The sequence below is a fragment of the Rhizobium sp. Root1204 genome, from assembly GCF_001424965.1.
Classification (GTDB): Bacteria; Pseudomonadota; Alphaproteobacteria; order Rhizobiales; family Rhizobiaceae; genus Pararhizobium.
Genome location: NZ_LMCZ01000011.1, coordinates 18,146 through 42,699, shown reverse-complemented (window position 1 = coordinate 42,699; position 24,554 = coordinate 18,146). Strand labels below are relative to the sequence as shown.

Annotated in this window: 23 protein-coding genes and 2 riboswitches; of the genes, 15 read left to right on the top strand and 8 right to left on the bottom strand. The window is 59.6% G+C overall.

Features of this window, described 5'->3' with window-relative positions:
• The first annotated feature begins 221 nt into the window (after positions 1-221).
• Entirely contained in the window at positions 222-1,076 is an 855-nt protein-coding gene (locus ASC96_RS12930; RefSeq protein ID WP_060503494.1) for a MipA/OmpV family protein, read from the top strand.
• On the opposite strand, the gene ASC96_RS12925 is transcribed toward ASC96_RS12930, so the two are convergent.
• Positions 1,073-1,288, bottom strand: a complete 216-nt coding sequence (locus ASC96_RS12925) for a hypothetical protein (protein WP_060503460.1) — start codon at positions 1,286-1,288, stop codon at positions 1,073-1,075. The two genes, ASC96_RS12930 and ASC96_RS12925, sit on opposite strands and share 4 nt — an antisense overlap.
• A gap of 122 nt (positions 1,289-1,410) precedes the next feature.
• Here ASC96_RS12925 and ASC96_RS12920 point away from each other — a divergent pair, with 122 nt between their 5' ends.
• The 5 genes from ASC96_RS12920 (at position 1,411) to ASC96_RS12900 (ending at position 6,588) form a co-directional block, all read left to right on the top strand.
• Positions 1,411-2,937 (top strand): ABC transporter substrate-binding protein, encoded by a 1,527-nt coding sequence (locus tag ASC96_RS12920; RefSeq protein WP_060503459.1) that lies wholly within the window; start codon positions 1,411-1,413, stop codon positions 2,935-2,937.
• An 86-nt stretch (positions 2,938-3,023) separates the two neighbouring features.
• Positions 3,024-3,965: an ABC transporter permease gene (locus ASC96_RS12915; RefSeq protein WP_060503458.1), complete on the top strand. Its 942-nt coding sequence runs from the start codon at positions 3,024-3,026 to the stop codon at positions 3,963-3,965.
• Positions 3,965-4,834, top strand: a complete 870-nt coding sequence (locus ASC96_RS12910; protein WP_060503457.1) for an ABC transporter permease — start codon at positions 3,965-3,967, stop codon at positions 4,832-4,834. Before ASC96_RS12915 ends, ASC96_RS12910 begins: the two co-directional genes overlap by 1 nt.
• A gap of 3 nt (positions 4,835-4,837) precedes the next feature.
• The gene (locus ASC96_RS12905; protein WP_060503456.1) at positions 4,838-6,049 is read left to right on the top strand and encodes an amidohydrolase/deacetylase family metallohydrolase; all 1,212 of its coding nucleotides are present in this window, start codon (positions 4,838-4,840) and stop codon (positions 6,047-6,049) included.
• Between the two features lie 71 nt (positions 6,050-6,120).
• Entirely contained in the window at positions 6,121-6,588 is a 468-nt protein-coding gene (locus tag ASC96_RS12900; protein WP_037110393.1) for a RidA family protein, read from the top strand.
• A gap of 16 nt (positions 6,589-6,604) precedes the next feature.
• On the opposite strand, the gene ASC96_RS12895 is transcribed toward ASC96_RS12900, so the two are convergent.
• Positions 6,605-7,420, bottom strand: a complete 816-nt coding sequence (locus ASC96_RS12895) for an IclR family transcriptional regulator (protein WP_060503455.1) — start codon at positions 7,418-7,420, stop codon at positions 6,605-6,607.
• 112 nt (positions 7,421-7,532) lie between these two features.
• Here ASC96_RS12895 and ASC96_RS12890 point away from each other — a divergent pair, with 112 nt between their 5' ends.
• Positions 7,533-8,732 carry an aminotransferase class V-fold PLP-dependent enzyme gene (locus ASC96_RS12890; protein ID WP_060503454.1) on the top strand — a complete coding sequence of 400 codons (1,200 nt, stop codon included), beginning with the start codon at positions 7,533-7,535 and terminating at the stop codon, positions 8,730-8,732.
• A 35-nt stretch (positions 8,733-8,767) separates the two neighbouring features.
• A complete protein-coding gene (locus tag ASC96_RS12885; protein WP_060503453.1) occupies positions 8,768-10,609 on the top strand; it encodes an ABC transporter ATP-binding protein in 1,842 nt (613 codons plus the stop codon).
• A gap of 505 nt (positions 10,610-11,114) precedes the next feature.
• Here ASC96_RS12885 and ASC96_RS12875 read toward each other — a convergent pair.
• The 5 genes from ASC96_RS12875 to ASC96_RS12855 all read right to left on the bottom strand — a co-directional run bounded on the left by ASC96_RS12875 (position 11,115) and on the right by ASC96_RS12855 (position 17,118).
• Positions 11,115-13,415: a TonB-dependent siderophore receptor gene (locus ASC96_RS12875; protein ID WP_200954920.1), complete on the bottom strand. Its 2,301-nt coding sequence runs from the start codon at positions 13,413-13,415 to the stop codon at positions 11,115-11,117.
• A 25-nt stretch (positions 13,416-13,440) separates the two neighbouring features.
• Positions 13,441-13,639, bottom strand: a riboswitch (cobalamin riboswitch).
• 187 nt (positions 13,640-13,826) lie between these two features.
• Positions 13,827-14,834, bottom strand: coding sequence for an iron ABC transporter permease (locus ASC96_RS12870; RefSeq protein WP_060503451.1), 1,008 nt, complete (start codon positions 14,832-14,834; stop codon positions 13,827-13,829).
• A 78-nt stretch (positions 14,835-14,912) separates the two neighbouring features.
• Entirely contained in the window at positions 14,913-15,875 is a 963-nt protein-coding gene (locus tag ASC96_RS12865) for an ABC transporter substrate-binding protein (protein WP_060503450.1), read from the bottom strand.
• A gap of 16 nt (positions 15,876-15,891) precedes the next feature.
• Positions 15,892-16,617: an ABC transporter ATP-binding protein gene (locus ASC96_RS12860; protein ID WP_244482026.1), complete on the bottom strand. Its 726-nt coding sequence runs from the start codon at positions 16,615-16,617 to the stop codon at positions 15,892-15,894.
• Positions 16,618-16,710: 93 nt separating this feature from the next.
• Positions 16,711-17,118: a DUF1636 domain-containing protein gene (locus tag ASC96_RS12855; protein ID WP_060503448.1), complete on the bottom strand. Its 408-nt coding sequence runs from the start codon at positions 17,116-17,118 to the stop codon at positions 16,711-16,713.
• A gap of 108 nt (positions 17,119-17,226) precedes the next feature.
• Positions 17,227-17,442: riboswitch (cobalamin riboswitch) on the bottom strand.
• Positions 17,443-18,075: 633 nt separating this feature from the next.
• Here ASC96_RS12855 and rpsU point away from each other — a divergent pair.
• Together rpsU and ASC96_RS12845 are read left to right on the top strand one after the other, a co-directional pair.
• Entirely contained in the window at positions 18,076-18,309 is a 234-nt protein-coding gene (gene rpsU / locus ASC96_RS12850; protein WP_037110421.1) for a 30S ribosomal protein S21, read from the top strand.
• A gap of 299 nt (positions 18,310-18,608) precedes the next feature.
• On the top strand, positions 18,609-19,055 hold the full coding sequence (locus ASC96_RS12845; RefSeq protein WP_060503447.1) for an acyl-CoA thioesterase: 447 nt from the start codon (positions 18,609-18,611) through the stop codon (positions 19,053-19,055).
• Here the strand turns inward: ASC96_RS12845 and ASC96_RS12840 are convergent.
• Positions 19,052-20,011 carry a LysR family transcriptional regulator gene (locus ASC96_RS12840; RefSeq protein WP_060503446.1) on the bottom strand — a complete coding sequence of 320 codons (960 nt, stop codon included), beginning with the start codon at positions 20,009-20,011 and terminating at the stop codon, positions 19,052-19,054. The genes ASC96_RS12845 and ASC96_RS12840 overlap by 4 nt on opposite strands.
• Before the next feature lie 136 nt (positions 20,012-20,147).
• On the opposite strand from ASC96_RS12840, the gene ASC96_RS12835 reads away from it, so the two are divergent.
• The 5 genes from ASC96_RS12835 to ASC96_RS12815 all read left to right on the top strand — a co-directional run bounded on the left by ASC96_RS12835 (position 20,148) and on the right by ASC96_RS12815 (position 24,522).
• Positions 20,148-20,930, top strand: coding sequence for an ABC transporter substrate-binding protein (locus ASC96_RS12835; protein ID WP_060503445.1), 783 nt, complete (start codon positions 20,148-20,150; stop codon positions 20,928-20,930).
• 81 nt (positions 20,931-21,011) lie between these two features.
• Positions 21,012-21,659, top strand: coding sequence for an amino acid ABC transporter permease (locus tag ASC96_RS12830; RefSeq protein WP_060503444.1), 648 nt, complete (start codon positions 21,012-21,014; stop codon positions 21,657-21,659).
• Positions 21,660-21,672: 13 nt separating this feature from the next.
• Positions 21,673-22,332 carry an amino acid ABC transporter permease gene (locus ASC96_RS12825; protein ID WP_060503443.1) on the top strand — a complete coding sequence of 220 codons (660 nt, stop codon included), beginning with the start codon at positions 21,673-21,675 and terminating at the stop codon, positions 22,330-22,332.
• Positions 22,329-23,093: an amino acid ABC transporter ATP-binding protein gene (locus ASC96_RS12820; RefSeq protein ID WP_060503442.1), complete on the top strand. Its 765-nt coding sequence runs from the start codon at positions 22,329-22,331 to the stop codon at positions 23,091-23,093. Before ASC96_RS12825 ends, ASC96_RS12820 begins: the two co-directional genes overlap by 4 nt.
• A 457-nt stretch (positions 23,094-23,550) precedes the next feature.
• Entirely contained in the window at positions 23,551-24,522 is a 972-nt protein-coding gene (locus tag ASC96_RS12815) for a sugar-binding transcriptional regulator (RefSeq protein WP_060503492.1), read from the top strand.
• The last annotated feature ends 32 nt before the right edge of the window (positions 24,523-24,554 follow it).

The following is a 24,554-nucleotide window of genomic DNA, read 5'->3' as shown; positions in this document are numbered from 1 at the left end:
CCTTTCTTTTCCGGCCGTCTGGACTAGCACGGCTGGCGCCGGTTTTGACCCAGGCAAATATTAAGATTTGTTGCGTGATTGCGTGCCCGCCGGGCGACGCGAAACAATCCGCAACATTATCCAACATTGCAGCCTTTTGCAGCATGGCAAAAGAGAGCAGCGAAGACCGCTCCCTCGGCGCTTTCCTGATCGCAAGGCCGACGGCAGGAACCGGAGATTTCATGCCTCACAACCCCATCCCGACATGCTGGCTCCAGGGCAAGCTCTCTCTGGCACTTCTCTCGGTGCTGATCATGCCTGCATCCGGATACGCCGAAAGCCTTCCGGTTGGTGATGGCAGAACTACGGCGCCCATATTCATCCCAGACCGCTTCGGAGCCGTTGCACAAAAACTGCACGGCTGGGACACCGTTATCGGTGCAGGCGTCATGTACCGGCCGAAATATGAAGGCAGTCGCGACATGGAGATTTCGCCGGTCCCCTTCGTCTCGGCGACGTTCTTCGACCGGTTGACCATCGATCCCTCCGGTATTGGGGTGAAAGCCTATGAGCGGGGGCTTTTTCAACTGGATGTCAAATTTGGTTACGATCTTGGCCGTTCCGAGGACGATTCAGATGATCTTCGAGGCCTCGGCGATATTAATGCGGCCGCCACGATCGGCGGTAAGGCGAGCCTGAATTATGGGTCCGCGACCTTCTTCGTTTCGGCTGACAAGATGATCGGCGGCAGCGATGGCCTCATCGGCAAAGCTGGCATCGAGATCACGCAACCCGTTACGGAAACCATCATCCTGGGCGCCGGGGCGTCCGTGACGTTTGCCGACAGGAATTACATGGAGACCTATTTCGGCGTGGATGCAGGTCAGGCAGTTCGCTCCGGTTACAGAACCTACAAGCCGGGCGCGGGCGCAAAAAGCATTGATCTCTCGGTCTCCGCGACCTATCTGATCAACGGCAACTGGATGCTGCGCGGCGAACAGACACTGGGCATGGTTACCGGCGACGCGGCCGACAGCCCCATCGTCAGGCAAACCCTCCAGCCTTCAAGCCTGCTGATCCTCGGCTACCGATTTTAGGTGTGCTTACCACGGCCGCGAGGCGCCGTGAACGGCTCGAAGCGCACGGCCGTCGGAGCGGCTGTTCCATTCAAATAGTTGTGATCGCCGGTTGTGGGAAAGCGGATTGCTGCCGCCGATGCGGACACTTCGTGCTCCGGAGCTGAATCAAACGCAATATTTTCAAGGCCTGAACCCGGACAACCCGCCATCAGCCTGCAATCGGTGCTCATGAATACCAATCCGCTTGGTGGTCATCTTGCGGTCACATTTCCTATTGACAGAAACTGCATGCGTTCTATTCTGTTATAAGAATACATATAACATAATAATGGAACAAATGGGAGGCTCCAATATGAAGATGATGACAGCACTTTTACTCGGAACGGCATTGACGGTCTTACCCTCCAGCCTGTTTGCGCAGGAGAAGGGGGGCATCGTCAACGTCGCTACGATCGGCGAACCGCCGACGCTCGACCCGATGTCATCGACCGCCGATCTCGTCGGTATCGTCACGCAGCACATTTTCGAAACGCTCTACACGTTCGACAAGGGCTGGAAGGTGACGCCGCTTCTGGCCGAGAGCCTGCCGGAAATCAGCGCCGACGGTAAAACCTATACGATCAAGTTGCGTACCGGCATCAAGTTTCACGACAATACGGACATGACATCCGACGATGTCGTCGCTTCGTTGCATCGCTGGGAAAAGATCGCTTCGCGTGGCAAGCAGGTGGCCGGCTTCATCACCTCGATCGAGGCCGTCGATCCCGCAACCGTCAAAATCACGCTGACGCAGCCCTATGCGCCGCTCGCCTCGCTGCTCGCCTTCAACAATTCCGCTGCCATCATCATTCCGGCTGAAAAGCAGGATGACGTGATGAAGGACTTCATCGGTACGGGTCCTTACATGCTGAAAGAGCGCAAGGCCGATCAGTATATCCAGCTGACCCGCTTTGACGGCTACAAGTCGCGCGGCGGCGAGAGCGATGGTTATGGCGGCGCCCGCCACCAGTATCTCGATGAGATCCGCTTCGTTCCTGTCCCGGATCCGAACACCCGCGTCGAAGCTGCAATCTCCGGCCAGTATGATTATGTCGACTCGATCGCGGTCGAATCCTTCGACAAGATCAAGGCTTCGTCGGCGACGCAGCCGATGATGCTGAAGCCGTTCGGCTACCCGGTCTTCGTCTTCAATACGGCTGAAGGTGTGAGCAAGAACGTCGCCGTGCGCAAGGCCATCCGTCAGGCGCTCAGCATGGAAGACATGATGGCCGCTGCCTTCGGCAGCCCGGACTTCTTCTCGCTCGATGGCGCAATCTATCCAGAGGCTTATTCTTGGCATACCGAAGCAGGCACCGATGGCGCCTATAACGTGGCGGACCCGGAAGGGGCTGCGGCTGCATTGAAGGCCGCCGGTTACAATGGCGAGCCGCTGCGCATTCTCACCAGCCGCCAGTATGAGTTCCACTACAAGATGGCGCAGGTCGCAGCGGAATATCTGAAGCTTGCCGGCTTTACCGTCGACATGCAGGTTGTCGACTGGGCGACGCTGACGCAGCGCCGTGCCGATCCGAAGCTGTGGGATATCTACATCACGCATAGCCCCTTCTTGCCGGAGCCGGCTTTGATCGGTTCGCTCTCGACCAGCTCGCCGGGCTGGTGGGACACGCCCGCCCGCAAGGCGGCGGTGGATGCCTTTACGGCGGAAGTCGATCCCGACAAGCGCGTTGCCTTGTTCGGCGATGTCCAGAAGGCAATCTATGATGACGTTGCCTTTATGAAGATCGGCAACTTCAACGCAGTTGCAGCCAAGTCGACCAAGCTTGAAGGTGTCGATCCGGCTCCGTGGCCATACTTCTGGAATGCCTCGATCGCGAAGTGATCATCGGGTAATCGACGACACCGGCTCATCAGGGCCGGTGTCCGTTCCGGGCCTGCAGGTGTCCGGAGCATAAGGATCAGGCTTTCATGATACGGTACATTTTCCAGCGCCTTTTCGGCATGATCGTCGTGATGTTTCTCGTCGTCACGATCGTTTTCGTCATCGTGCGCGTTACACCCGGCGACCCGGCTGCGGTCATGCTCGGACCAGACGCCACGCCCCAGGACATAGCCGATCTGCGCACGCAGCTCGGGCTCGACCGGTCGCTCGGCGTTCAATACATCTATTATATGGGCCAGTTGCTGAGGGGGGATCTCGGTCAGTCGATCTTCCTGAATATGCCCGTGACATCGGCACTGCTCGACCGGGCCGAACCGACCTTTTTCCTGACGCTGTTCTCGCTGCTGATTGCCTGTGCCATCGCTCTGCCGATCGGCATCTATGCGGCCTACCGGCGTGGCTCGATCTTCGACCAGGCCGCCACGGCACTGGCAATGCTCGCCGCCAGTATCCCGAGCTTCTGGCTCGGCCTCATCATGATGCAGGTGTTTGCGGTCCGTTTCGACATGTTTCCAGTGTCCGGTTATGGCGGGCCGGGATCGACCTTTACGGAGCGGATGTACCATCTGGCTTTGCCGGCGTTTGCACTCGGGATCGTTTCTTCCGCGCTGGTGCTGCGTTTTACCCGCGCATCGATGCTCGATGTTCTCGGTGATGATTATATCCGCACCGCCCGCGCCAAGGGTTTGATCGAGCGCCGCGTCATTCTCAAGCACGCCCTGAAGAATGCGCTGATCCCGATCCTTACCGTTATCGGCCTGACGGCGGCGGTTCTCGTTTCAGGTGCTGTCGTCACCGAGACCGTGTTCGGCCTGCCAGGGATCGGCAACCTTGTGGTGTCGGCCGTGCTGCGGCGCGACTATCCGGTCATCCAGGGTGCACTGCTGGTCATCGCTGCGCTCTACGTCCTGATCAATTTTGCCATCGACATGCTCTATCTGCTGGTCGATCCGAGGGTGCGTTACTGATGACAGCAATCGTCTCCAAACCGGCGCTCAGCGAGCGCAGCAAGTTCATCCGGCGGCTTTTGAAGCGCAAGACGGTGGCTTTCGGATTGATCGTCCTGACGATCTTCGTGCTGCTGGCTATTTTCGCGCCGCTGATCGCACCCTATTCGCCGTCGAAATTGTCGATCGTCAATCGGCTGAAACCACCAAGCGGAACCTTCATTTTCGGTACCGACGAATTCGGCCGCGACGTGTTTTCGCGGACGATTTATGCCGCGCGACTGTCCCTGCTGGTCGGTGCTGCCGTGGTAACGCTGTCTGCCGTGATCGGTGTGACGCTGGGGCTGATCGCCGGGTTCTTCAAACAGTTCGATGCGCCGATCGCCCGGCTGATCGATGCGATGATGGCGTTTCCGGATATTCTTCTCGCCATCGCGCTGGTGGCGGCCCTTGGTCCGTCGCTGACCACGGTTATCATCGCGCTCAGCATTGTCTATGCGCCGCGTCTGGCGCGTATCGTCCGCGCCTCGACGCTGGTGATCCGGGAACTGCCGTATATCGAGGCATCCCGGGCGTTGGGTATCTCGACGCGGCACATCATGACGCGTCACGTGCTGCGCAACCTGTTGTCACCGATCCTGGTGCAGGGCACGTTCCTCTTTGCCAGCGCCATGCTGGCGGAAGCCGGCCTCTCGTTCCTCGGCCTTGGCGTCAGCCCGGAAATCCCGACCTGGGGCACGATGATATCAGCCGGACGGCAATATATCGGCCAGGCCGACTGGATGACGTTGTTTCCAGGCTTTGCCATCATTCTCTCCGTGCTGTCGCTGCAAATGGTTGGCGACGGATTGCGCGATCTGCTCGATCCAAGACTTCGAAAGGACTTATAAATCATGTCTTCCGGATATGAGGCGAAGGGGCCTGTGCTTCTCGCCAACGTCAAACCCATGGCCTTCGGCGCGGGTGTACCCAGCACCTCGATCGATATTCTCATCAATGCCGACGGCCGCATCGCTGAAGTTGGCCCGTCGCTTTCAGTATCCGCAGATGTTCAACGCATCGACGGCAAGGGTGCGTGGATCTCGCCGGGCTGGATCGACCTGCATGTGCATATCTGGCATGGCGGCACGGATATTTCGCTGCGCCCGTCCGAATGCGGCGCCGAACGTGGCGTCACGACGATGGTCGATGCGGGCTCCGCTGGCGAAGCCAACTTCCATGGTTTCCGCGAATACATCATCGAGCCGTCGCGCGAGCGCATCAAGGCGTTCATCAATCTCGGCTCCATCGGCCTTGTCGCCTGTAACCGGGTGGCGGAACTCAGAAGCATTCAGGATATCAATCTTGATCGTATTCTCGAGGTCTATGCCGAAAATTCTGAGCATATTGTCGGCATCAAGGTACGTGCGAGCCATGTCATCACCGGTTCCTGGGGCGTAACGCCGGTCAAGCTTGGCAAGAAGATCGCCAAGATCCTCAAGATCCCGATGATGGTGCATGTCGGCGAACCGCCGGCGCTCTATGACGAGGTTCTCGAAATCCTCGGCCCTGGCGATATCGTCACTCATTGCTTCAACGGCAAGGCGGGTTCGAGCATCATGGAAGACGAGGATCTGTTCGATCTGGCCGAACGCTGCGCCGGCGACGGTATCCGGCTGGATATCGGCCATGGCGGCGCGTCCTTCTCGTTCAAGGTTGCAGAGGCGGCGATCAACCGCGGCCTTCTGCCGTTCTCGATTTCAACCGACCTGCACAATCACTCGATGAACTTCCCGGTCTGGGATCTGGCAACGACCATGTCGAAACTGCTGGTGGTCGGGATGCCGTTCGAGAAAGTGGTGGAAGCTGTCACCCAGGCGCCGGCCTCGGTCATCAAGTTGCCAATGGAAAATCGCCTTGCCGTCGGGGAACGCGCCGACTTCACCATCTTCGATCTCGTCGATTCCGACATCGAAGCAACGGATTCCAATGGTGACGTCTCGGTTCTCAATCGGATCTTTGAGCCGCGCTATGCCGTCATCGGTGCCGAGGCGATCGCCGCCAGCCGTTACATTCCACGTGCGCGAAAACTCGTGCGTCACAGCCATGGTTATTCCTACCGGTAACCGGCCATTTTTACGTTTTTGCAGACACAGGAGTTCGCGTGAACAGTTCCACAGCAACCGTCGCCGGCAGGATGGGGTCGCCCGCCGAGCGGCTGGCCTCGCTCGGCCTCACGTTGCCGCCGCCGCCGCCGCCGATTGCCAATTTCGTCACGCATGTGCGCGAAGGCAATCTGATCTATCTCTCCGGTCAGGGACCGCGCGAGGCGAATGGCTTCATGCATACCGGCAAGGTGGGTACCGGCGGCGTCACGATCACCGACGCCTACGGCCACGCTCGGTTGACCGGCATCAATCTGCTGGCCGTGCTGCAGGATGCGCTGGGCGACCTCTCCCGGGTGCGCCGCGTGGTCAAGCTGCTTGGCATGGTCAATGCGGAGCCTGATTTCGAGGATCATCCAAGCGTGATCAACGGTTGCTCCGATCTCTTCGTCGAGGTCTTTGCTGACGCTGGCCAGCATGCGCGCTCTGCCGTTGGCTTCGGATCATTGCCGGGGAATATCACCGTCGAAATCGAAGCGATCGTCGCCCTTTACGACTGAGGAACCATCCGGCATGTCAATGGCTGCGCCAGCCCATCAAGGTTTCGATCCGCTCCGCCGACGCGCGGACATGGGACGTGTAATGCGTCTCGTCGGAAAAAGCCTTCTGCTCCGGCAGAACGATAGAGATCGTGGCAACGCACTGCCCTTCGCGGTCGCAGATCGGCGAGGCAATGCACGCAACGGCATAATCGGATTCGCCGGCCTGAATGGAAAGCCGGGCGTGCATGGCTTCCGCCGCCGCCGTGGCCAAGGTCGCCGGATCGACATCGGCGCGGCCGGTGGGCGACGAGCGGGCACAGCGCTTGAAGAGTTCGAGGCGTTCGTCATCCGGCAGATGGCCGACCAGAAGGCGGCCGGACGCGGTCCAGTTCAGGGGCACACGGGTTCCGACCCGCGAGGTGACCTGAAAATGACTGGGGCCTGCCGCCATCGCCAGCACCAGCATATGATCGCCGTCACGGCCGCAGACCTGAACGGTCTCCCCGGCCTCACGGCAAAGATCGTGCATTTCATGGGTGGCGACGTTCATGAAATCGAGCGAGCGGGCATAGGCCAGACCGTAATGGTAAAGCCGGGCGCCGAGCCAGATCATGCTGTCGGCATCGCGCGTCAGCAGGTTCTTTTCGACGAGATCGTCGATGATCACGTAGACGGTGGACAAGGGCGCACCAATCGCCTTGGCGATCGCGTAGGCGCCGGAAGGCGCACCGGTCTCGTACAGGTAATCGAGGATCTGCAGGGTCCGGTCGATGCCGCTGACGCGCGAACGCTTTTCGCCTTTGACATTATCCAGGACTGCGGTGGAAACGGGCTGGGTTTTGGTATCCAAGAGAAAAGCTCACATTGCGATTTGGTATCGTTATTACATTATTATGGCATAGCTGTCGACTGCCTGAAGGCGATGTCTTCAAATTGTGACAGCGGAATTTTTGGAGAAGACAATGCCCACTGAAGACATCCGCACATCGCTTGGCCTGCGTCCGGTGATCAACGTTTCAGGCACGATGACCAGCCTTGGTGCATCCATCGTCGTCCCGCAAGCCATTGCCGCGATGACGTCAATCCTGCCGCAATTCGTCGAGATGAACGACCTGCAGCGCAAGGCAAGTGCGGTGATCGCAAGGCTGACCGGCGGCGAAGCGGGCTTTGTCACGGCGTCGTGTTCGGCGGGTATCAGTCTGGCTGTTGCCGGAACGATCACCGGCAATGACCTGCTGGCCATCGAGAAACTGCCGGAAGTGAGCACCCAGAAGACCGAAATTCTTGTGCAGATGGGCCATGTCGTCAGCTATGGCGCGCCGGTCGATCAGGCCGTCCGGCTGGCGGGCGGCAAGACTGTGATGATCGGTCAGGCAACCTCGACGCACCGCTACCACATGGAAAACGCCATAAACGAAAAGACGGCGGCGGCGCTCTACGTCATCTCGCACCACGTCGTCGATTACGGCCTGCTCAGCCTCAAGGAATTTGCCGAAATCGCCCATGCCAAGGGCGTGCCCGTCATTGTCGATGCCGCATCGGAATATGACCTGCGCCTCTTTCTCGAACAGGGCGCCGATATCGTGATCTATTCGGGCCACAAGTTCCTCGGCGGCCCAACCTCCGGCATCGTCGCCGGCAAGAAGGAACTGGTCCGCCACGCCTTTCTCCAGAACATGGGGATCGGCCGCGGCATGAAGGTTGGCAAAGAGAGCGTCTTCGGCGTCATGGCCGCGCTTGAAGCCTGGGAGACCCGGGATCACGATGGCATCCGCGCCCGCGAAACCGGCTACCTGCATTTGTGGCGCGACACGCTGGAAGGACGTCCCGGCGTCCAGGCGCTGATCGAGCCGGATCCGACCAACAACCCGCTAGAGCGCATGCGGGTGATCATCTCGGCGCCCGAAGCCCATATCACCGCCTGGGATCTTGCTGATGCGCTGGCCCGCGGTACGCCGCCGATCATCGTGCGCGATCATGAGGTCGAGCATCGCTATTTCTATCTCGATCCCTGCAACCTGCACCCCGGTCAGGAGACGATCGTTGCCAACCGTCTGGCCGAAGAGCTCGACAAGGCCAGGGCCTCGAACGAGGTCATCGCGACACCGCTGGAAAACCGCAGCAAGCACCGTTTCGACGGCGCTCTGCGCTGGCCGGATTGATCCGACCATTCTGAAACCCAACAAAGGATTCCGCCATGGCCAGTTCCCTCGCCCACAAGATTGACCCCGCGCAGCCCGTCCTGTCGGTGGAGAACCTGACGACATCCTTTATGGTCGACGGGGAGTGGAAACCGGTCGTGCGCAACGTCTCGTTCGCGGTCGCCCCCGGTGAAACGGTGGCGATCGTCGGGGAATCCGGCTCCGGCAAGAGCGTCACCTCACTGTCGATCATGCGGCTTTTGCAGACTGATACCAGCCGCATCGAAGGCAGTGTTCTGCTCGACGGGCGCGATATCCTCAAATTGCCGGAAACTGCGATGCGCAAGGTGCGCGGCAACGATGTGGCGATGATCTTCCAGGAACCGATGACGAGCCTCAATCCGCTCTTCACGATCGGCGACCAGATCTCCGAAGCGCTTCTCTGTCATTCGGCGATGAGCAAACGCGATGCCCGGGCCGAAACCATCCGGCTTCTGGAAAAGGTGCGCATTCCTGCGGCGGCTTCCCGTTTCGACGAATATCCGCACCGGTTTTCCGGCGGCATGCGTCAGCGCGTGATGATTGCCATGGCGCTTGCCTCGCGGCCAAAACTCCTGATCGCTGACGAGCCGACGACGGCGCTCGACGTCACTATCCAGGGGCAGATCCTGGAACTCATCAAGACCCTTCAGGAAGAGGAAGGCACCTCCGTTCTGTTTATCACGCACGACATGGGCGTCGTCGCTGAAATCGCCGACCGCACAGTGGTGATGTATCGTGGCGAACAGGTGGAGACCGGCCCGACCAGCGATATCTTCTTCCGCGCCAAGCATCCCTACACCCGTGCGCTTCTGTCGGCCGTACCCGTGCTGGGGTCGATGAACGGCAAGGACCGGCCGATGCGCTTTCCGATTGTCGATCCGGCAACCGGGCTGCCAGACACCCCCGCCGAAACGATCGACACGGTCGCCTCGGGCAAGCGCCCGGTTCTGGAAGTGCGCAACCTCACCAAACGTTTCGACATCCATTCGGGCCTGTTTGGACGCCTGACCAGCCGTGTTCATGCGGTCGAAAACGTCTCATTTGAGCTGCATGCCGGCGAAACCCTGTCGCTGGTCGGCGAATCCGGCTGCGGCAAGTCCACCACCGGCCGCGCCATCATGCGTCTGATCGAGCCGCAGGCCGGCTCCGTCATGGTCGAGGGCACCGAGGTCCTGACGCTCGACAAGGACGGCATGCGCGAGATGCGCAAGAGCGTCCAGATGATCTTCCAGGATCCTTTCGCCAGCCTCAACCCGCGCATGCGCATTGGCGCGGCGATCGCCGAACCTTATCTCGAACACAAGATGGGAACAGAAAAACAGGCGCGTGATCTGGTGGCCGATCTGCTGGTCAAGGTCGGCCTGTCCGCCGACATGGCATCACGTTATCCGCACGAGTTTTCCGGTGGCCAGCGCCAGCGCATCTGCATCGCTCGCGCACTGGCGCTCGATCCGAAGGTGATCGTCGCTGACGAAAGCGTTTCGGCGCTTGATGTCTCGATCAAGGCGCAGGTGATCAATCTGCTGCTCGACCTGCAGCAAAGCCTCAACCTCGCCTTCCTGTTCATCTCCCACGACATGGCCGTCGTCGAGCGCGTCAGTCATCGCGTCGCGGTAATGTATCTCGGCGAAATCGTCGAGATCGGCCCGCGTGCCGCTGTCTTCGGCAATCCGCAGCATGCCTATACGAAAAAGCTGATCTCGGCCGTGCCGATCCCCAATCCGGACCGGCGCCGGGAAAAGAACAAGATCAGCAATGACGAGATCAGAAGCCCGATGCGTCCGGCGGATTACAAGGCCGTGCCGATCCAGTATCACGAAGTTTCGCCGGGCCATCTGGTGGCGATGTCCGTGTAACGGGATGAAAAGCCGGCACACTTTATACGTTTAAATTGTGCCTGCGCGAGAGGCAGTGCACCCGATGCGGATGACTGGTCACTCGGTGCTGCCGCCGAAAAATTTGGAAAGACTACGCAGGAAGCCGACCAGCCAGGCGCGCCGCCTTTTGCCAACCCTCCCCTCCCGGCGAACGATGCAACCGTGTCGCAGTATCGATGGCCGTCAGTTTTCTGGCTCAGCCTTGCGTCAGTGACGTCAACTTTTGGTGCAGTGCCGATGATATTCGCGGTCAAAGCGCCGAGATTCCGGATGACCTCTTGTCTCAACGCATGCCGCTCTTTCCGGGGACTGGCAGCGGCGTGCACCATCAGGGTTCAGGTATCTTTGCGGCCCAGCAAGACGCTGCTCGCGAGCGGCGGCAGAGGCCGTGCGGTAACTTGGAGTTGCCGGCCCCGTTAGCTAGGGCCGGCAACAGGGTCACTATCCAAGGCGGCTGCCTTGGACGGTGATGGCGGCAGGGTCGTCAAAAAGCGACCCTCAAAGAAAGCGTTGCCGAGCGGTGCGCGCCCAACATCCATTGTGTCGAACTGCCCGAGGTAGCATAAACCTCGTCGAACAGGTTCTCGACAAAGAGGTCGAGCGAAGCCGTCTCGGTCGGCCTCCACTGCAGGCCGGCATTCACGACAGCATATGCCGGCCGTGTCGCCGTGTTGGCATTGTTGGTGTACGCCTCGCCGGCATAGTGGACCCCGGCCTGCGCCATCCAGTTTTCAGCGAAGTCCCAGGAGGCATAGAAATTAGCGGCAAAGCGGGGCACATTGGGTGGCGTTTTGCCGGAAAAATCGCCACTCGCCTGAATATAGTTGTCGAATTCAGCCTTTAGAATGGTGCCGTTGGCATCGATGCGCCATCCTCCATCAAGCTCCAGTCCGATTGCCGCCTCTATGCCTTGGGACGACTGCTGCCCGATCTGACGGATGATGGTGTGGTTGTTGGGGTCTCGGGCCAATACGTTCGTCTTGACGATACGATAAGCCGAAAATGTCGCTTCGGCTCGGTCGTCCAGAAAACTGTATTTGACCCCAACTTCATACTGTTCTCCCTCGGGGAGTGCGTAATCCTTCTGCGCATCCGACAGCGACAAAAGGTTGCCGATCGGTTCGGATGCCGCGGAGTACTGTGCGTAGAGCGCCACGTCGGGGTGTGGATTGTAGACCGTACCCACCCGCCAGTTCAGCGAATCGTAAGTCCGCTCGAAAGCGACGCCGGTCTGGGGGTTGGAGCGGTTCACGGTGGGGCTGTCGTAACGCAGACCACCAACGATCGAGAACTGATCCGTCAGCGCCAGCCTGTTGTCGGCGAACAGTGAATATTGCCAGACCGTGCTGCGGTTGTTCGTGAGGAGGTTGTCTGGCCCGATGAATTTACCTGGATCGAAATCGATGGAAGGGACAGTTGAGGCGCCCGGATAGGGTGAGTTGTTGGTGTTCGCAAAGCGAATGCGGTTTACGTCGAAGCCAATGACGGTGTTGTTGTCCATACCGGCAACTGTGCTGTCGAGCACCAAATCCGTGCGGTTGCCGTACTGCTCATAATCATGGTGGACGGCAATGTAGTCGCTTCGCAACACCGTTTTGGTCGCTGGCTGGTAGAGGTAGCTCTCGACGTTTCGCCATTGGCGGTCGCTCGAGATGCGGTAGCTGGTGCTGTTGAGAGTGAGATTTTCCGCAGCCTGCCACTCGGCCTTGATCTGAGTGAAGTTGTCCTGGTAGCGGTTGAGTGCGTCGGCGACGTTGTAGTTTTGCTTGCGCAGGCGTTTGTCCAGTTTCCCATCGACAAGCGGGGTACCGAAATATGCGGTGGGCTCGGTGTCGCCGTAGTCATGGGAAAAAGTGAGTTTCAGGTCATCGGCGGCCTGCCAGAGGACGCTCCCGGATATGGCGAGATTCGACGCATCGCCACGCTCGATCCAGCCTCGCGTATCCCTCGCACTGACGTCAAGACTATAGGCAAGGCTGTCGTTGATCGGCCCGGCGCTGCCGAAGGCCAGCCCTTTCTTGCCGTCGGTGCCGATCGTCGTCACGATCTCATTGCGGCGGCTGTCGGTAAGCGGCCTCTTCGGAATGATGTTGATCGCACCGCCAATCGCACCCTCGCCGTAAAGAACGGAGGCCGGCCCATGCAAGATCTCGATGCGATCGACCGTGTACGTATCGAAGGGAAAGCTGATGGTGCCGGCTGCGGGATAGAAGCGCGTACCATCGTAAAGGCGCGCTACGGCTCCATTGCCGGTGAAGCCGCGCATGCCGAGGGAGGTACCCCCATTGCCCGGCGAGCCCAGAAAGGTGATGCCTGTGCCGTTACGTGCGATGGCCTGGTTGACGTCGGTCTGACCGCGCTTGCGGATGGTGTCTCCGTCAACGATCTCGACACTGGCAGGCGTTTCGAACGGCGTGAGATCGAGGCGACTACCCGCGTTCGACCGGGCCTTGAGATTTGGACCCGGCCCTACTCGATCACCCTTGCCGGAGACCCTGATGGTTTCCAGCTCGGTGACCTGGTCTGTGAGTGGCTTTTTACCTCGCACGACCTCCTGCGCTTCACCACTCGCCGCCGTCAAGAGGACGGCGGCGAGTGCGCTGCCAGACAGTAAGGTAGCACGAATTGGACGATACTTGGGATCGAGGCGGAGGGCGGCACTTTTTGAGGCGCCTATGGCGTGAGGTTTGGAAAACAAGGTGGAATGCTCCAGCGGTACGTTGCACGTCACCGCGACCAAAGCCGCCTTCGCCGCATTGTTTTGCGACGAGGATTCGGCTTTCACCAGGACACCCCGCCCAGCGTGCTCACGTATGACAACGGCTGACGGCAGGTCTCCTGACTCGCGGTTCGCTGCTCCCTATCGCCTTCCCAGGCGGAGCCCAGTGGCGTGTTGACAGGAAGCTAGCCGCTTACAGTTGCGGGGGCAGTCGCGGCATTGGATGCATGACATCCGCACCGCGTTCCCTTTTGATTCCCTTGCGGGAAACCGTCGCGCTTTTGTTACGGAGCACGCGCCGGTTGTGCAAGTCACGTTTGAGACTATAGTGGCGTTCTCATGCCGTGCGACCTGTCATGATAAGGAACATTGCCGTCGGCCACCCCGGTCTCCGTCGGGACAACCTGTTGAGGCTCCAAAGCAGCCACGATCACATTGATGATCGGCGGCGGCAATGGTCCGTTCAAGGGGCCCCGTTCAACGCCGCAGGATTGCAATGAAGGCCAGGCCGCCGAGCAGCCCGGTTATCACGCCGATCGGTATGTCCTCCGGCGCCATGACGACACGGGAGGCGATATCGGCAAGGATCAGCACCACTGCGCCGGTGAGCGCCGACAGTGGGATAACACGGACGTTGTCGCTACCGGCGGCAAGCCGGACGAAGTGTGGCACCATCAGCCCGACAAACCCGATGGCGCCCGAAAAGGCCACCATCACCCCGGTCACTAGGGCGGTGATCACGAACAACTGTGCCCGAAAGCGGACGACCGGGATGCCGAGCGTTGCGGCAGTCTCGTCGCCCATGGCCAGCGCATTGATTTCCCGTGCGCGCAAGATGAGCCAGATGAGGCAGCCGCCGAGAGCCGCGGCCGGATAGACGAGGTGTGGCCATTGGGCCAGCCCCAGGCCGCCCAGCAACCAGAACACAACCGTATGAGCGGCACGAGGATCACCAAGAAAGATCAGGAGATTGGCAAGAGCTGTCGCAACGAAGGCGACCGCAATGCCTGACAACACCAGCCGGTCCGCCGCTTGGCCGGTAAAGCGCGTGACCGCGACGACGGCGATAGTGGCGAGAAGCGAACCGATGAATGCAAACAGTGGCACGGTGACGAGACCGAAGATGAGGCCGGTGTGAAGCAGCGCCAGGATCGCGCCGAGCGCGCCGCCGGAGGAAACCCCGAGCAGATGCGGGTCGGCGAGCGGATTGCGTGTGACAGCCTGCAACACGGCGCCGACGACGGCAAGACCCGCACCCACCAATGCAGCCAGAATGACGCGCGGAAAGCGGACATCCCACACGATACTATCGCGGCCTGCCGACCATGTGACCTCGATCAGGCCCGGGGCCAGCTTGTTGACAACGATGGACCAGACGGTGACGAACGAAATGGGAGCAGCGCCCAGAGAGACACCTGCCGTGATACAAAGGCCGATCAGTATTGCCGGTACGGTCACAATCAGAAGAAGTCGGCCACTGGTCATGTCAGGTCCATCTTGTCCGCAGAAAGCAAAGGCCGGGCAGATCAGCCCACCCGGCCGGGTGTTTAGGGGCCGCGGAGGCTACATGTTGCGGGGATGAAATGCGTCAGCGAGGCGGCCGATCGCATCGATGTTGCGCGGGCCGGGTGTGGCTTCGACATAGTCGAGCACGACGAAACGGTCATTCTTGACGGCATCAAGGCTTTTGAAGGCGGGATTTTCCTTCATGAAGGCGATCTTCTGCTCGGCGCTCACGTCGCCGTAATTGACGATGACGATCGCTTGCGGATTGCGCTCGATTACCGGTTCCCAGGACACTTCGGTCCAGCTTTTCTCCACGTCTTCCATGATATTGATGCCCCCGGCCGCCTCGATCATCGCGGTTGGAATACCGAAACGTCCGGATGTAAACGGTTTTCCGGTGCCGGAATCATAGACAAAGACGCGCACGGGTTGCTTGACCTCGCCAATCCGGTTCTTGATGTCGGCAAGCCCTTTTTCGTAGCTTGCGACGAGGGCTTTCGCCCTGTCGTCGACGCCGAAGATTGCGCCGAGATTGAGAATATCGACAAACATGTCGTTCATCGTCGGCTTGGCCTTCGCCATGATGTGAATGCAGGATTCCGTCAGTTCATAGACCTTGATCTTGAACGGATCGAGTGTTTCGGGCGTCACCTCGCCACCGGCTTTCATGCCGTAGTTCCAGCCGGCGAAAAAGAAATCGGCGTCGGCATTGAGCAGGACTTCCTTGGTTGGATATTTTTCCGCCAGCTCGGGGAGCGCTTTGACGCCTTCGCGCAGCTTCTCGTCCAGCGTTTTCCAGCCGGATATCCCGGTATAGCCAACCATATGGTCTTGCAGTTGCAGAGCCAGCATCATCTCGGTGAGATTGACGTCGTGGGAAATTGCCCGCTTCGGCGCGGCATCGAAGGTGATCTCGCGGTTGCAGCTCTTGACGGTGACCGGATAGGCAAATGCCGGCATGGCGATGAGTGTCGTGGCGAGAAAACCCGCAGCGGAGGCGAGCAGGCGGAAAGAGGGCATGGTTGGTCCTTTCGGTTCAGGCGGTCTTGAGGGAAAATGAAAAACGCGCTGCGATGTTGCCCTCTACGGGATGAGCAAGGGCAGTGACGCCGAAGGTGTCCGAAATCGCGTGTGGCGTCAGTACCTCGTCCGGCCGGCCGAAGCCGACCATCCGGCCGTCGCGCATCAGCGCCACATGGGTAGCGAACGTGCTGGCCAGATTGATATCGTGCAGCGTGGTGACGATGGTCAGTTTCAGCCCGGCCAGCAGATGAAGAATTTCCAGCTGGTGGCGGATATCGAGATGGTTGGTTGGCTCATCAAGGATGATGATATCCGGCTCCTGCGCCAGCGCCCTGGCCACCAGCACCCGCTGCTTCTCGCCGCCCGATAGCGTCGAGAACTGGCGCTTGGCCATAATGGCGAGCTCGAGATGCTCTAGGCAGTGCACGACCTGTGCACGATCCTCGTCTCGCCAGCCTGTCAGCCCTTGGCGCCGCGGAATACGGCCCATCATCACCACATCGAACACGGTGAAAGGGAAATCCGCCGGCATTTCCTGAAGCACGACGGCAACGCGGCGGGCGACTGCCCGGGCTGAAAGCGTGCGAATGTCCTCGCCATCGATTTCGGTCCGGCCTTCCAGTGGCGCCACGCCGCGATAGAGGCAGCGCAACAGCGACGTCTTGCCCGCACCATTCGGCCCGACGATGGCAAGTCGGTCGCCAGCTTCCAGTGAAAAACTGACATCGCGAACAAGCATCAGATTCGTATTTGGACCCCAGCTGAGGCCCAAAACGTTGAGGCTTGCGCCCCTGCCGTCACAGCTCATGGATTGCCCCCCGGAACCACGGTTTCATTGAATGCGCTCTCCGGGATGTTCCGAGACGAGCAAGGCCGCCGGGATTCGGGCAATGGTCTTGCCGCCAAGGCCGCGGGGACGTTCGGCCTCGCGTGTCACGCCATCCGGCCGTCCGGCATAGATTACGGCGAAATCCACCAGTGCTGCGATATCGGTGTCCGGCGCGATGTCGCCAAACAGATAGGTCGCCTTGCCGCTCGCCTGGAACGCGATCGTGCAGGGACGCCGGCAACCGGCCATGCAAACGGTGCCCTCGATGGAAAAATCGGAGCCGCTGGCAACACCCATGCGCGACAGGCTGTCATTGAGGCGGGCAAGCAGTTCCAGTCCCGGGCGGCACGCGGCGCCGGTGATCCGGCAATCGGTGCAGACGGTTATGATGTGCTGTGGATGATGCGCCATGTCTTTTCCCCGGTGGCGACATCCGGAGTCCACATGGCAAAAAATCGCAAACGCGCTGAAACGTTGCTCTCAAGCCAGATTTTTTCCATCGGAACACCCCGTCCGTTGCAGTTGATCATCGATGATGGCAGGTCTCCTGGCTCGCGGGTCGATGCGCATCCACCCCTTCCCGGCGCTTGGCCAGTGGGATGTTGTGAATGCACTCTCCGCTTACAGTTGCGGGGGCAGCCACGGTTTTGGCCCCTGATGGGTCGTCCTCACCGTGTTCCCTTTTCAGCCGCTCCAAGGTCACCTGGAAGCAGCACCATCAGCTCGACATCTCGCACGATTCCACCAGCCAGGCAACGCCGGATACCGATCTTCCAATAGCCTTGTTGCGGCAGTAATGTTATTTAATAACATATTCAGTGTCAAGTGTCGCTATCGCCGGGTGAACCGGCTGGTTCTTCTCGCGTGTCGGATTTGCCGTGTCTGGAGCGCTGCCGGAATACTCCCGGCCTGGGTGGTGGCAATGCGATGTTCCTGCGGTAACTGCCGGATCCGGCAGGTTGAGCATAATCAGACTTCATCATCTGTGTTGGAGCGTCCAATGAACCTTTTCAATCCCGCCGGTCACCCGGAACGCAGTATCGCAATCTTTGCTCTTGTTGTGTGGCTAGCGACAATTGGACGGGCGATTACCATTACCTATGGCCAATGATGGCTGCAGCGAAAATGAAGATGGACGCCGAAGACGGATGAATCGCGGCTTTGGTCGCGGGCTGTTGCAGCTTGGTTTTCAGCGTTCTTGGCGGAAAACCGCCAGATTGATGAAGGGGTTCCTGCTAAAATTTGAGGGTCTGAACAAAAGACTAGGCAGATAATGTGAGAAATTTTGCCTTACGCTCTGGATTTGGTTCGTAAATTGCTCTACTGCCCCTGCCATCTCTAGTGAACATCAGACTTTGAAAGATTCACATGCAAGTATTGGTTCGCGACAACAACGTCGATCAGGCTCTCCGAGTGTTGAAGAAGAAGCTTCAGCGCGAAGGCGTATTCCGTGAAATGCGTATGCGGGAAGCATACGAAAAGCCGTCCGTCAAAAAGGCGCGCCAGAAGGCTGAAGCCATCAGCCGCCAGCGCAAGAATGCGCGCAAGCAGCTTCAGCGCGAAGGCCTGCTGCCGGCACCGAAGAAGAAGCCAACCCGCTAACAGCGGTAGCTTCTGACGAGATTGGGACTTTAAGTCCAAGGCGCGTCCGGATACCGGGCGCGCCTCGTTTCGTTGCTTCCATTACATAGATGCGCAGCTTTGTCGCCTGCCTGCTGTGAGGGCTCGAGGGCGAAAGGTAGTGGCTTGCCACCGGCGAGAGCGTGATCTGATTCCGTGCAAATTCCTTTGAGACATTTTTGGGTCGGATTAGCCGCGTTGCGCGCGTTCCCCCGTTCCGCTAAATCTCTGGCCTGCGGGCAGCACAAGCGGCTCCGTTTCGGTGCCTGTCGGGGGAAATCATGTCCGGTCAATCGCTTGTTACCTATGTCGGCGTGGCGCATCCGTGGATGTGCGACATCATGGGGCATATGAACGTTCGCCATTATGCGGCGATGTTCGATGATGCCAGTTTCCAGCTCCTCGGTCATATTACTGGCGCTGACAGTCTTGCCGATGCCAGCCGCGGCTGGGCCGATGTCCGGTCCGAGGTGGAATACAAGCACGAGACCAAGGCCGGCGCCCTGCTGACGATCCGCTCGCGTGTGATCAAGACCGGCCGCAGTTCGGTGACGTTCGAGCAGGTCATGTCCGGTTCGCTGGATGGCGTCGTCCACGCGATCAATAGAACGGTCAGCGTCCGGTTTGACCTTACCGCGCGGGTTGCCGTTGGGCTCGACGCGGAGATGCGGGCACGTGCAGAGGCGCTTCAGACGGACGCCGCAGCCAACGAAAATAGCGCGGGCTAAGCGCCATAAATCCGTTGATCGAGAGGTGTTTCGGCGATTGCGGTCTGGATGCCGGTGATCAGCGCCTTTTCGGCGCGGTTGATGATCTTTTCCGGGTTCACCAGCAGAAAGACATCGATTGCCGGTGGTGTCTCGTAGGGTGGCAGCCGCCACAGCACGCCGTCCGCGACATCGCGTCGGGCGACATGAAGCGGCAACGGCCCGATCCCGAGCCCCGCGATGATCATGCGGCGCACCTCCTCGAGGCTTGACGACACGCCAACAACATTGGTGGCGAGCTTCGCCTCGCTGCGCAGAAGTGCCACGGGCCTCAGCACATCAGCGATATTGTCGGTGTGGAACGAGACGGACGGTTCGCCTTTCAGGTCTGCGAGCGTCAAGTCCCCCTGGCCGAAGAAGCGATGATCCGGCCCGCAGAAAAAGCCGAAGAATTCCCGGTAGACCATCGTGTAATCGAGGGCGGCATCGCGGTTGCTGACAAGGCATAGCCCAAGGGACGCTCGCTTTTCACGGACCTGCCGCGTTACCTCGCCGCTGGTCGCGACCGAGATGGTCAGCGTGGCACGTGGGTGACTGCGATGAAATGCCGTCAGCGCCTTGTCGAAGATCGGCGAAATGACATGGCTGGCGACGGCGATCGTGACATGGCCGGTCACGTCATCGCCGACGCCGCGCACCAGTTGAGGCAACTGTGAAATCGTACCGAAGACCTCGATGCTCTGCTCATAGAGCAGTTGGCCGACATCCGTCAGTTCGAAGCGGGTGGCGTCGCGCTCGACCAGCCGGCGGCCGACCCGGTCTTCCAGGCGGCGCAGCGCATTGCTGACACTCGGTTGCTTGAGGTTGAGCTGCTCGGCGGCACGGGTAATGCTCTTCACTTCTGCAATCACCACGAAGGTCCGTAGCAGGTTCCAGTCCAGTTCCCAGACCAGCCGTTCAGATCGCGATGGTATCATTCCTGAAATCTATGCCTTCTATTTCCATTATCTATTTGCGCAATAATAGAACTAAAGCAATCATCAAATCCGGAAGGCGCGTCCACGCGTACCCAAGCGACAGAGAATGCGCTTTCATCCAGAGGAAAACAGTAACATGAAGACACTCATTTCAGGCCTCGTGGCCGCCACCCTGGCCCTTGCTGCCAGCTTTACCGCTTTTACGGCCAGCGCCGACGATCTGGAGGCGATCAAGTCCTCCGGTGAGATCCGCATCGCCATGTCCGGCCAGTATCCTCCGTTCAATTTTGTCAACGAGAAGAACGAAGTCGTCGGCTTTGATGCCTCGATCGGAACGGCGATCGCCGAACGCGTCGGCGTCAAGGGCACGCTCGTGACGACCGCCTGGGACGGGATCATCGCCGGCCTGCTTGCCAACAAGTTCGACACCGTCGTCGGCTCGATGACCATCACGCCGGAACGCGAAAAGGTCGTCGATTTCGTCGGTCCCTACTACCACGCCGGCCGGGCGGTCTTCGTCAGCGAAGCATCGACCGTGCAGAAGCTGGACGAACTGAAGGGCAAGACACTCGGCGTCACGCTCGGCGAAACACATGAGAAATGGGCTCGCGAACAGGGCGGCTGGGACGTGCGCACCTACAAGGGCCTGCCGGAACTGCTGCTCGAACTGAAGGCTGGCCGCGTCGATGCCATCGTCGTCGATAACATCCCGGTGATGGTTGCCGTCAAGGAAACCGGCGAAAAAGTCCGCCGCCTGGAAACGCCTGATATTGAAGGTGGCAGCGTCGCCATCGGCATTGCCATCCGCAAGAACAATCCGGAGCTGAAGGCTGCGATGCAGAAGGCATTGGACGAGATGATGGCGGATGGATCCTACGAGAAGATCGCCATGGAATGGGTTGGCAGCGACATCCGCTGATCGATCGATAGCCAAGACCATTTGGCCGGCTGAAATAAGCCGGCCAAATGCCGTTCGCAGGCCTTTTCCGGAGTTTTTCCCATGGATTTCCCGCTGATGCTGCGCGTCTTCCCGTTTTTCGTGGAAGCCGCTTGGGTCACCGTGCAGATATCGGTGCTGTCGTTGCTGCTTGGCCTTGTGGTCGCAGCCATTATCGCTTCGGCGAAGATGTCGGGTTCGTTTGTGCTGCGGGCAATCGGCAGTCTCTATGTCAGCGTGTTTCGCGGCACACCCTGCCTGATCCAGCTGTTCGTTCTTTATTTCGGCGGTCCACAGATCGGCATCAATCTCGATCCTTTTGCCGCCGGTGTCATCGGACTGGGGTTGAACATCGGCGCCTACATGGCCGAATCCATTCGCGGCGGCATTATCGGCGTCGATCGGGGCCAGGTGGAGGCCTCGCGCACCATCGGCTTCAGCCGGTTGCAGACGCTGCGCCTTGTTGTCCTGCCACAGGCGGCACGCCTGATGATCCGGCCGCTTGGCGTCAACGCCGTCGGCCTGATCAAGGGATCGGCGCTGGTTTCGACGATCTCGGTCGTCGAACTCACCTATACGGCGCAGCGTTTCATCGGTTCCACCTACAAGCCGTTCGAGATCTTCGGCATTGCCGCCCTGCTCTACATGATCATCGTCTACGTTGTGGCGCGGGCGGTCGATGTCCTCGACCGGCGCTACGCCATCAACTGAGGGAGAGGGCAACATGCAAGGTCTCGATTTCAGCGTCGTTACGCCCTATACCGACCTCCTGCTCATGGGAGTGTGGTGGACGGTGGTACTGACCATCAGCGGAGCCATCATCAGCTTCTTCTTCGGCATCTTCTTCGCCGTCGCTGTGCTCTATGCACCGAAGGTGATTGCCTATCCGATCCGCTTCTTCATGTGGCTGTTCATGGGGACGCCGCTGCTTTTGCAGCTCTTCCTGATCTATTTCGGCCTTGCGCAGATCGGCCTTAACGTGCCGGCGCTTGCTGCCGGCATCATTGGCCTTGGACTTCACTTTGCCGTCTACAATGCCGATGTCATGCGCGCCGGTATCGTCGCGGTTGATACCGGGCAGACGGAAGGTGCGCGCAGTATCGGTTTTGGCCGGTTCCAGACGCTGCGTTATGTCGTCATCCCGCAGGCGGTGCGCAACACCCTGCCCTCGATCGGTAACAATCTGATCGTGCTGTTGAAGGAATCGTCGCTGGTTTCGATCATCGGCATTGCCGAACTTGTGCATTCGGCCCAGCTGGCCATCAGCGAAACGTTCCGGCCATTCGAGTTCTACATCACGGTGGCAGCACTCTATTACATACTCAATCTCGTCCTTGAAACCGGTTTGCGGCAGGTCGAAAAACAAGTGGAGGTATCCCGATGACCGTCCAGCGGCCCATGGTCGAGGTAAAGGGCGCCCGCAAGGCCTATGGCGCCCTGGAAGTCCTCAAGGGGATCGATCTATCCGTCACACGCGGCCAGATCGTTGCCATTATCGGCCCGAGCGGTTCCGGCAAAAGCACGCTCCTGCGCTCCATCAACCATCTCGAAACGCTGAATGGCGGCGAGATCTGGCTTGATGGTGTGCAGGTCAATCAACCCCTGCGCGGAGCGGCGTTCGAGCGGCACATCAATGCGGTGCGCCAGCAGATGGGCATGGTGTTCCAGCACTTCAATCTGTTTCCGCATCTGACGGTGCTGGAGAACATCACCATGGGGCCGGTCATTCTCAAGGGCATGGCCAAGAATGCGGCCCGCGAGCTTGCTGTGGAGCTGTTGTCGAAGGTCGGGCTTGCGGAGAAGGTCGATGCCTATCCGTCACGGCTGTCCGGCGGACAGAAGCAGCGTGTCGCGATCGCCCGGGCACTCGCCATGCAGCCGAAGGTGATGCTGTTTGACGAAGCGACATCGGCGCTCGACCCCGAACTGGTCGATGAGGTCAATGCGGTGATGAAGCAGCTCGCTGCCGAGCATATGACCATGCTGATCGTCACCCACGAAATGCGCTTTGCCGGCGAGGTCGCTGATCGCGTCCTGTTCATGGATGGCGGCGTCGTCGTCGAAGAAGGGCCGCCGAGTGAGATTTTCCGCGCACCGGTACAGGACCGTACCAAGGCCTTCCTGAAGAAGTATCTCGCGGCATAAATGATACGATCCGTCATGCCGGAAGCTAATTCCGGCATGACGTTTGACGCCGGCGCAGTAGTGCCCGCCAGTCATCCGCGCGCCGCCATTGTTGCGGCAGGAACGCATGCGCCCCAGTGCCCCATCATCCTTGGCGGCTACCGCGCAAATATTGCCAATAGCGCCGCTATGGCCTGAAATCCTCTCCCAGACTGTTTACCCGGCACATCTCAAAATCGCGATGCCGAAGCCGGCGTGCGATACTGCAAGACAGCAGGGCTAATCTGCTGACGCTGCTGCTTCCAAAAGGATTTCAATCTATCGCAGCTCGCTGACTGCGTACTCACAGCGCCTCGCTTCACTGCGCATGGATGCCTCGGGCGGATACGGTCCATGCCAAATAGCTTCTTTCAAAGCTCTATTTGACTTTTGTCAACAGTGATGACTATTGTCTAATTCGGCGATTGAAGGAGATATGATGCCCATCCGGTCCACTGATCAGATCCTGCATAAGGCCGCGTGGCTTTACTATACCCATGGCCTTCGACAGGATGAAGTGGCGCAGCGGCTGAATATTTCCCGTGCGTCCGTCGCCACCTATCTGCGGCGCGCCCGCGAAACCGGCATCGTCAACATAGCAACATCGACACAGCTGTTTGCCGACGACATTTTGGCGCGGCAGCTGGAGGATGCACTCGGCCTGACCTCGGTGTGGATCGTGCCGGAAGACCGCCAGGCCATGGATCCAACTGCGGAAATGCCTGTGGTTGCCGCCGCAGTGTTTCAGGAGCTGATCAACAAGGGCGATCGTGTGGGGGTCGCCTGGGGCCGAACGGTCTACCATCTGGCCGATGTCATGCCCTATGCCGACCTGCAAGGTGTCACTGTCGTCCAGTTGTGCGGAAATCTTGGAGCGCCGTACTCCTATCGGCCTGACCAGTGCACTACTGAAATAGCCCGGCGCCTGAATGCGGAGGGCATCAATGTCTATGCGCCGCTTGTACTGAGTTCTGAACAATTGGCTGCTGCCCTGCGTGCCGAACCGGTGATCCGCGAGCAGATGGCGACAATTTCCGACTGCCAGCTGGCACTCTATTCCGTGGGTGGCATCGAGGATGATAGTCATCTGGTGAAATGCGGCGCGCTGACAGCTGAAGAAATGCACGCGCTGGGAGAAACGGGCGCTGCCGGGGTCATTGCCGGCCAGATCATCGACCATGCTGGCCAATGGCTGGACTGTGCCTATAACCGGCGCTGTATTTCCGCTGATCTGGATTCCATCCGGGCGATCGGCAAGCGCATGATGGTGGTGCAGGAAGACGGAAAGTTCGAGCCGCTGGTGGCGGCCATCAAAGGCGGCTTCGCCTCGCATCTGGTGGTGACCACCTCCATGGCCCGGCGGCTTCTTGAGCGCTGGACCACAGAGGCCCGCAGCCGCTCCGCGCCGTAAACCATCTCAATCATACCTGATCCGCCCGGCGA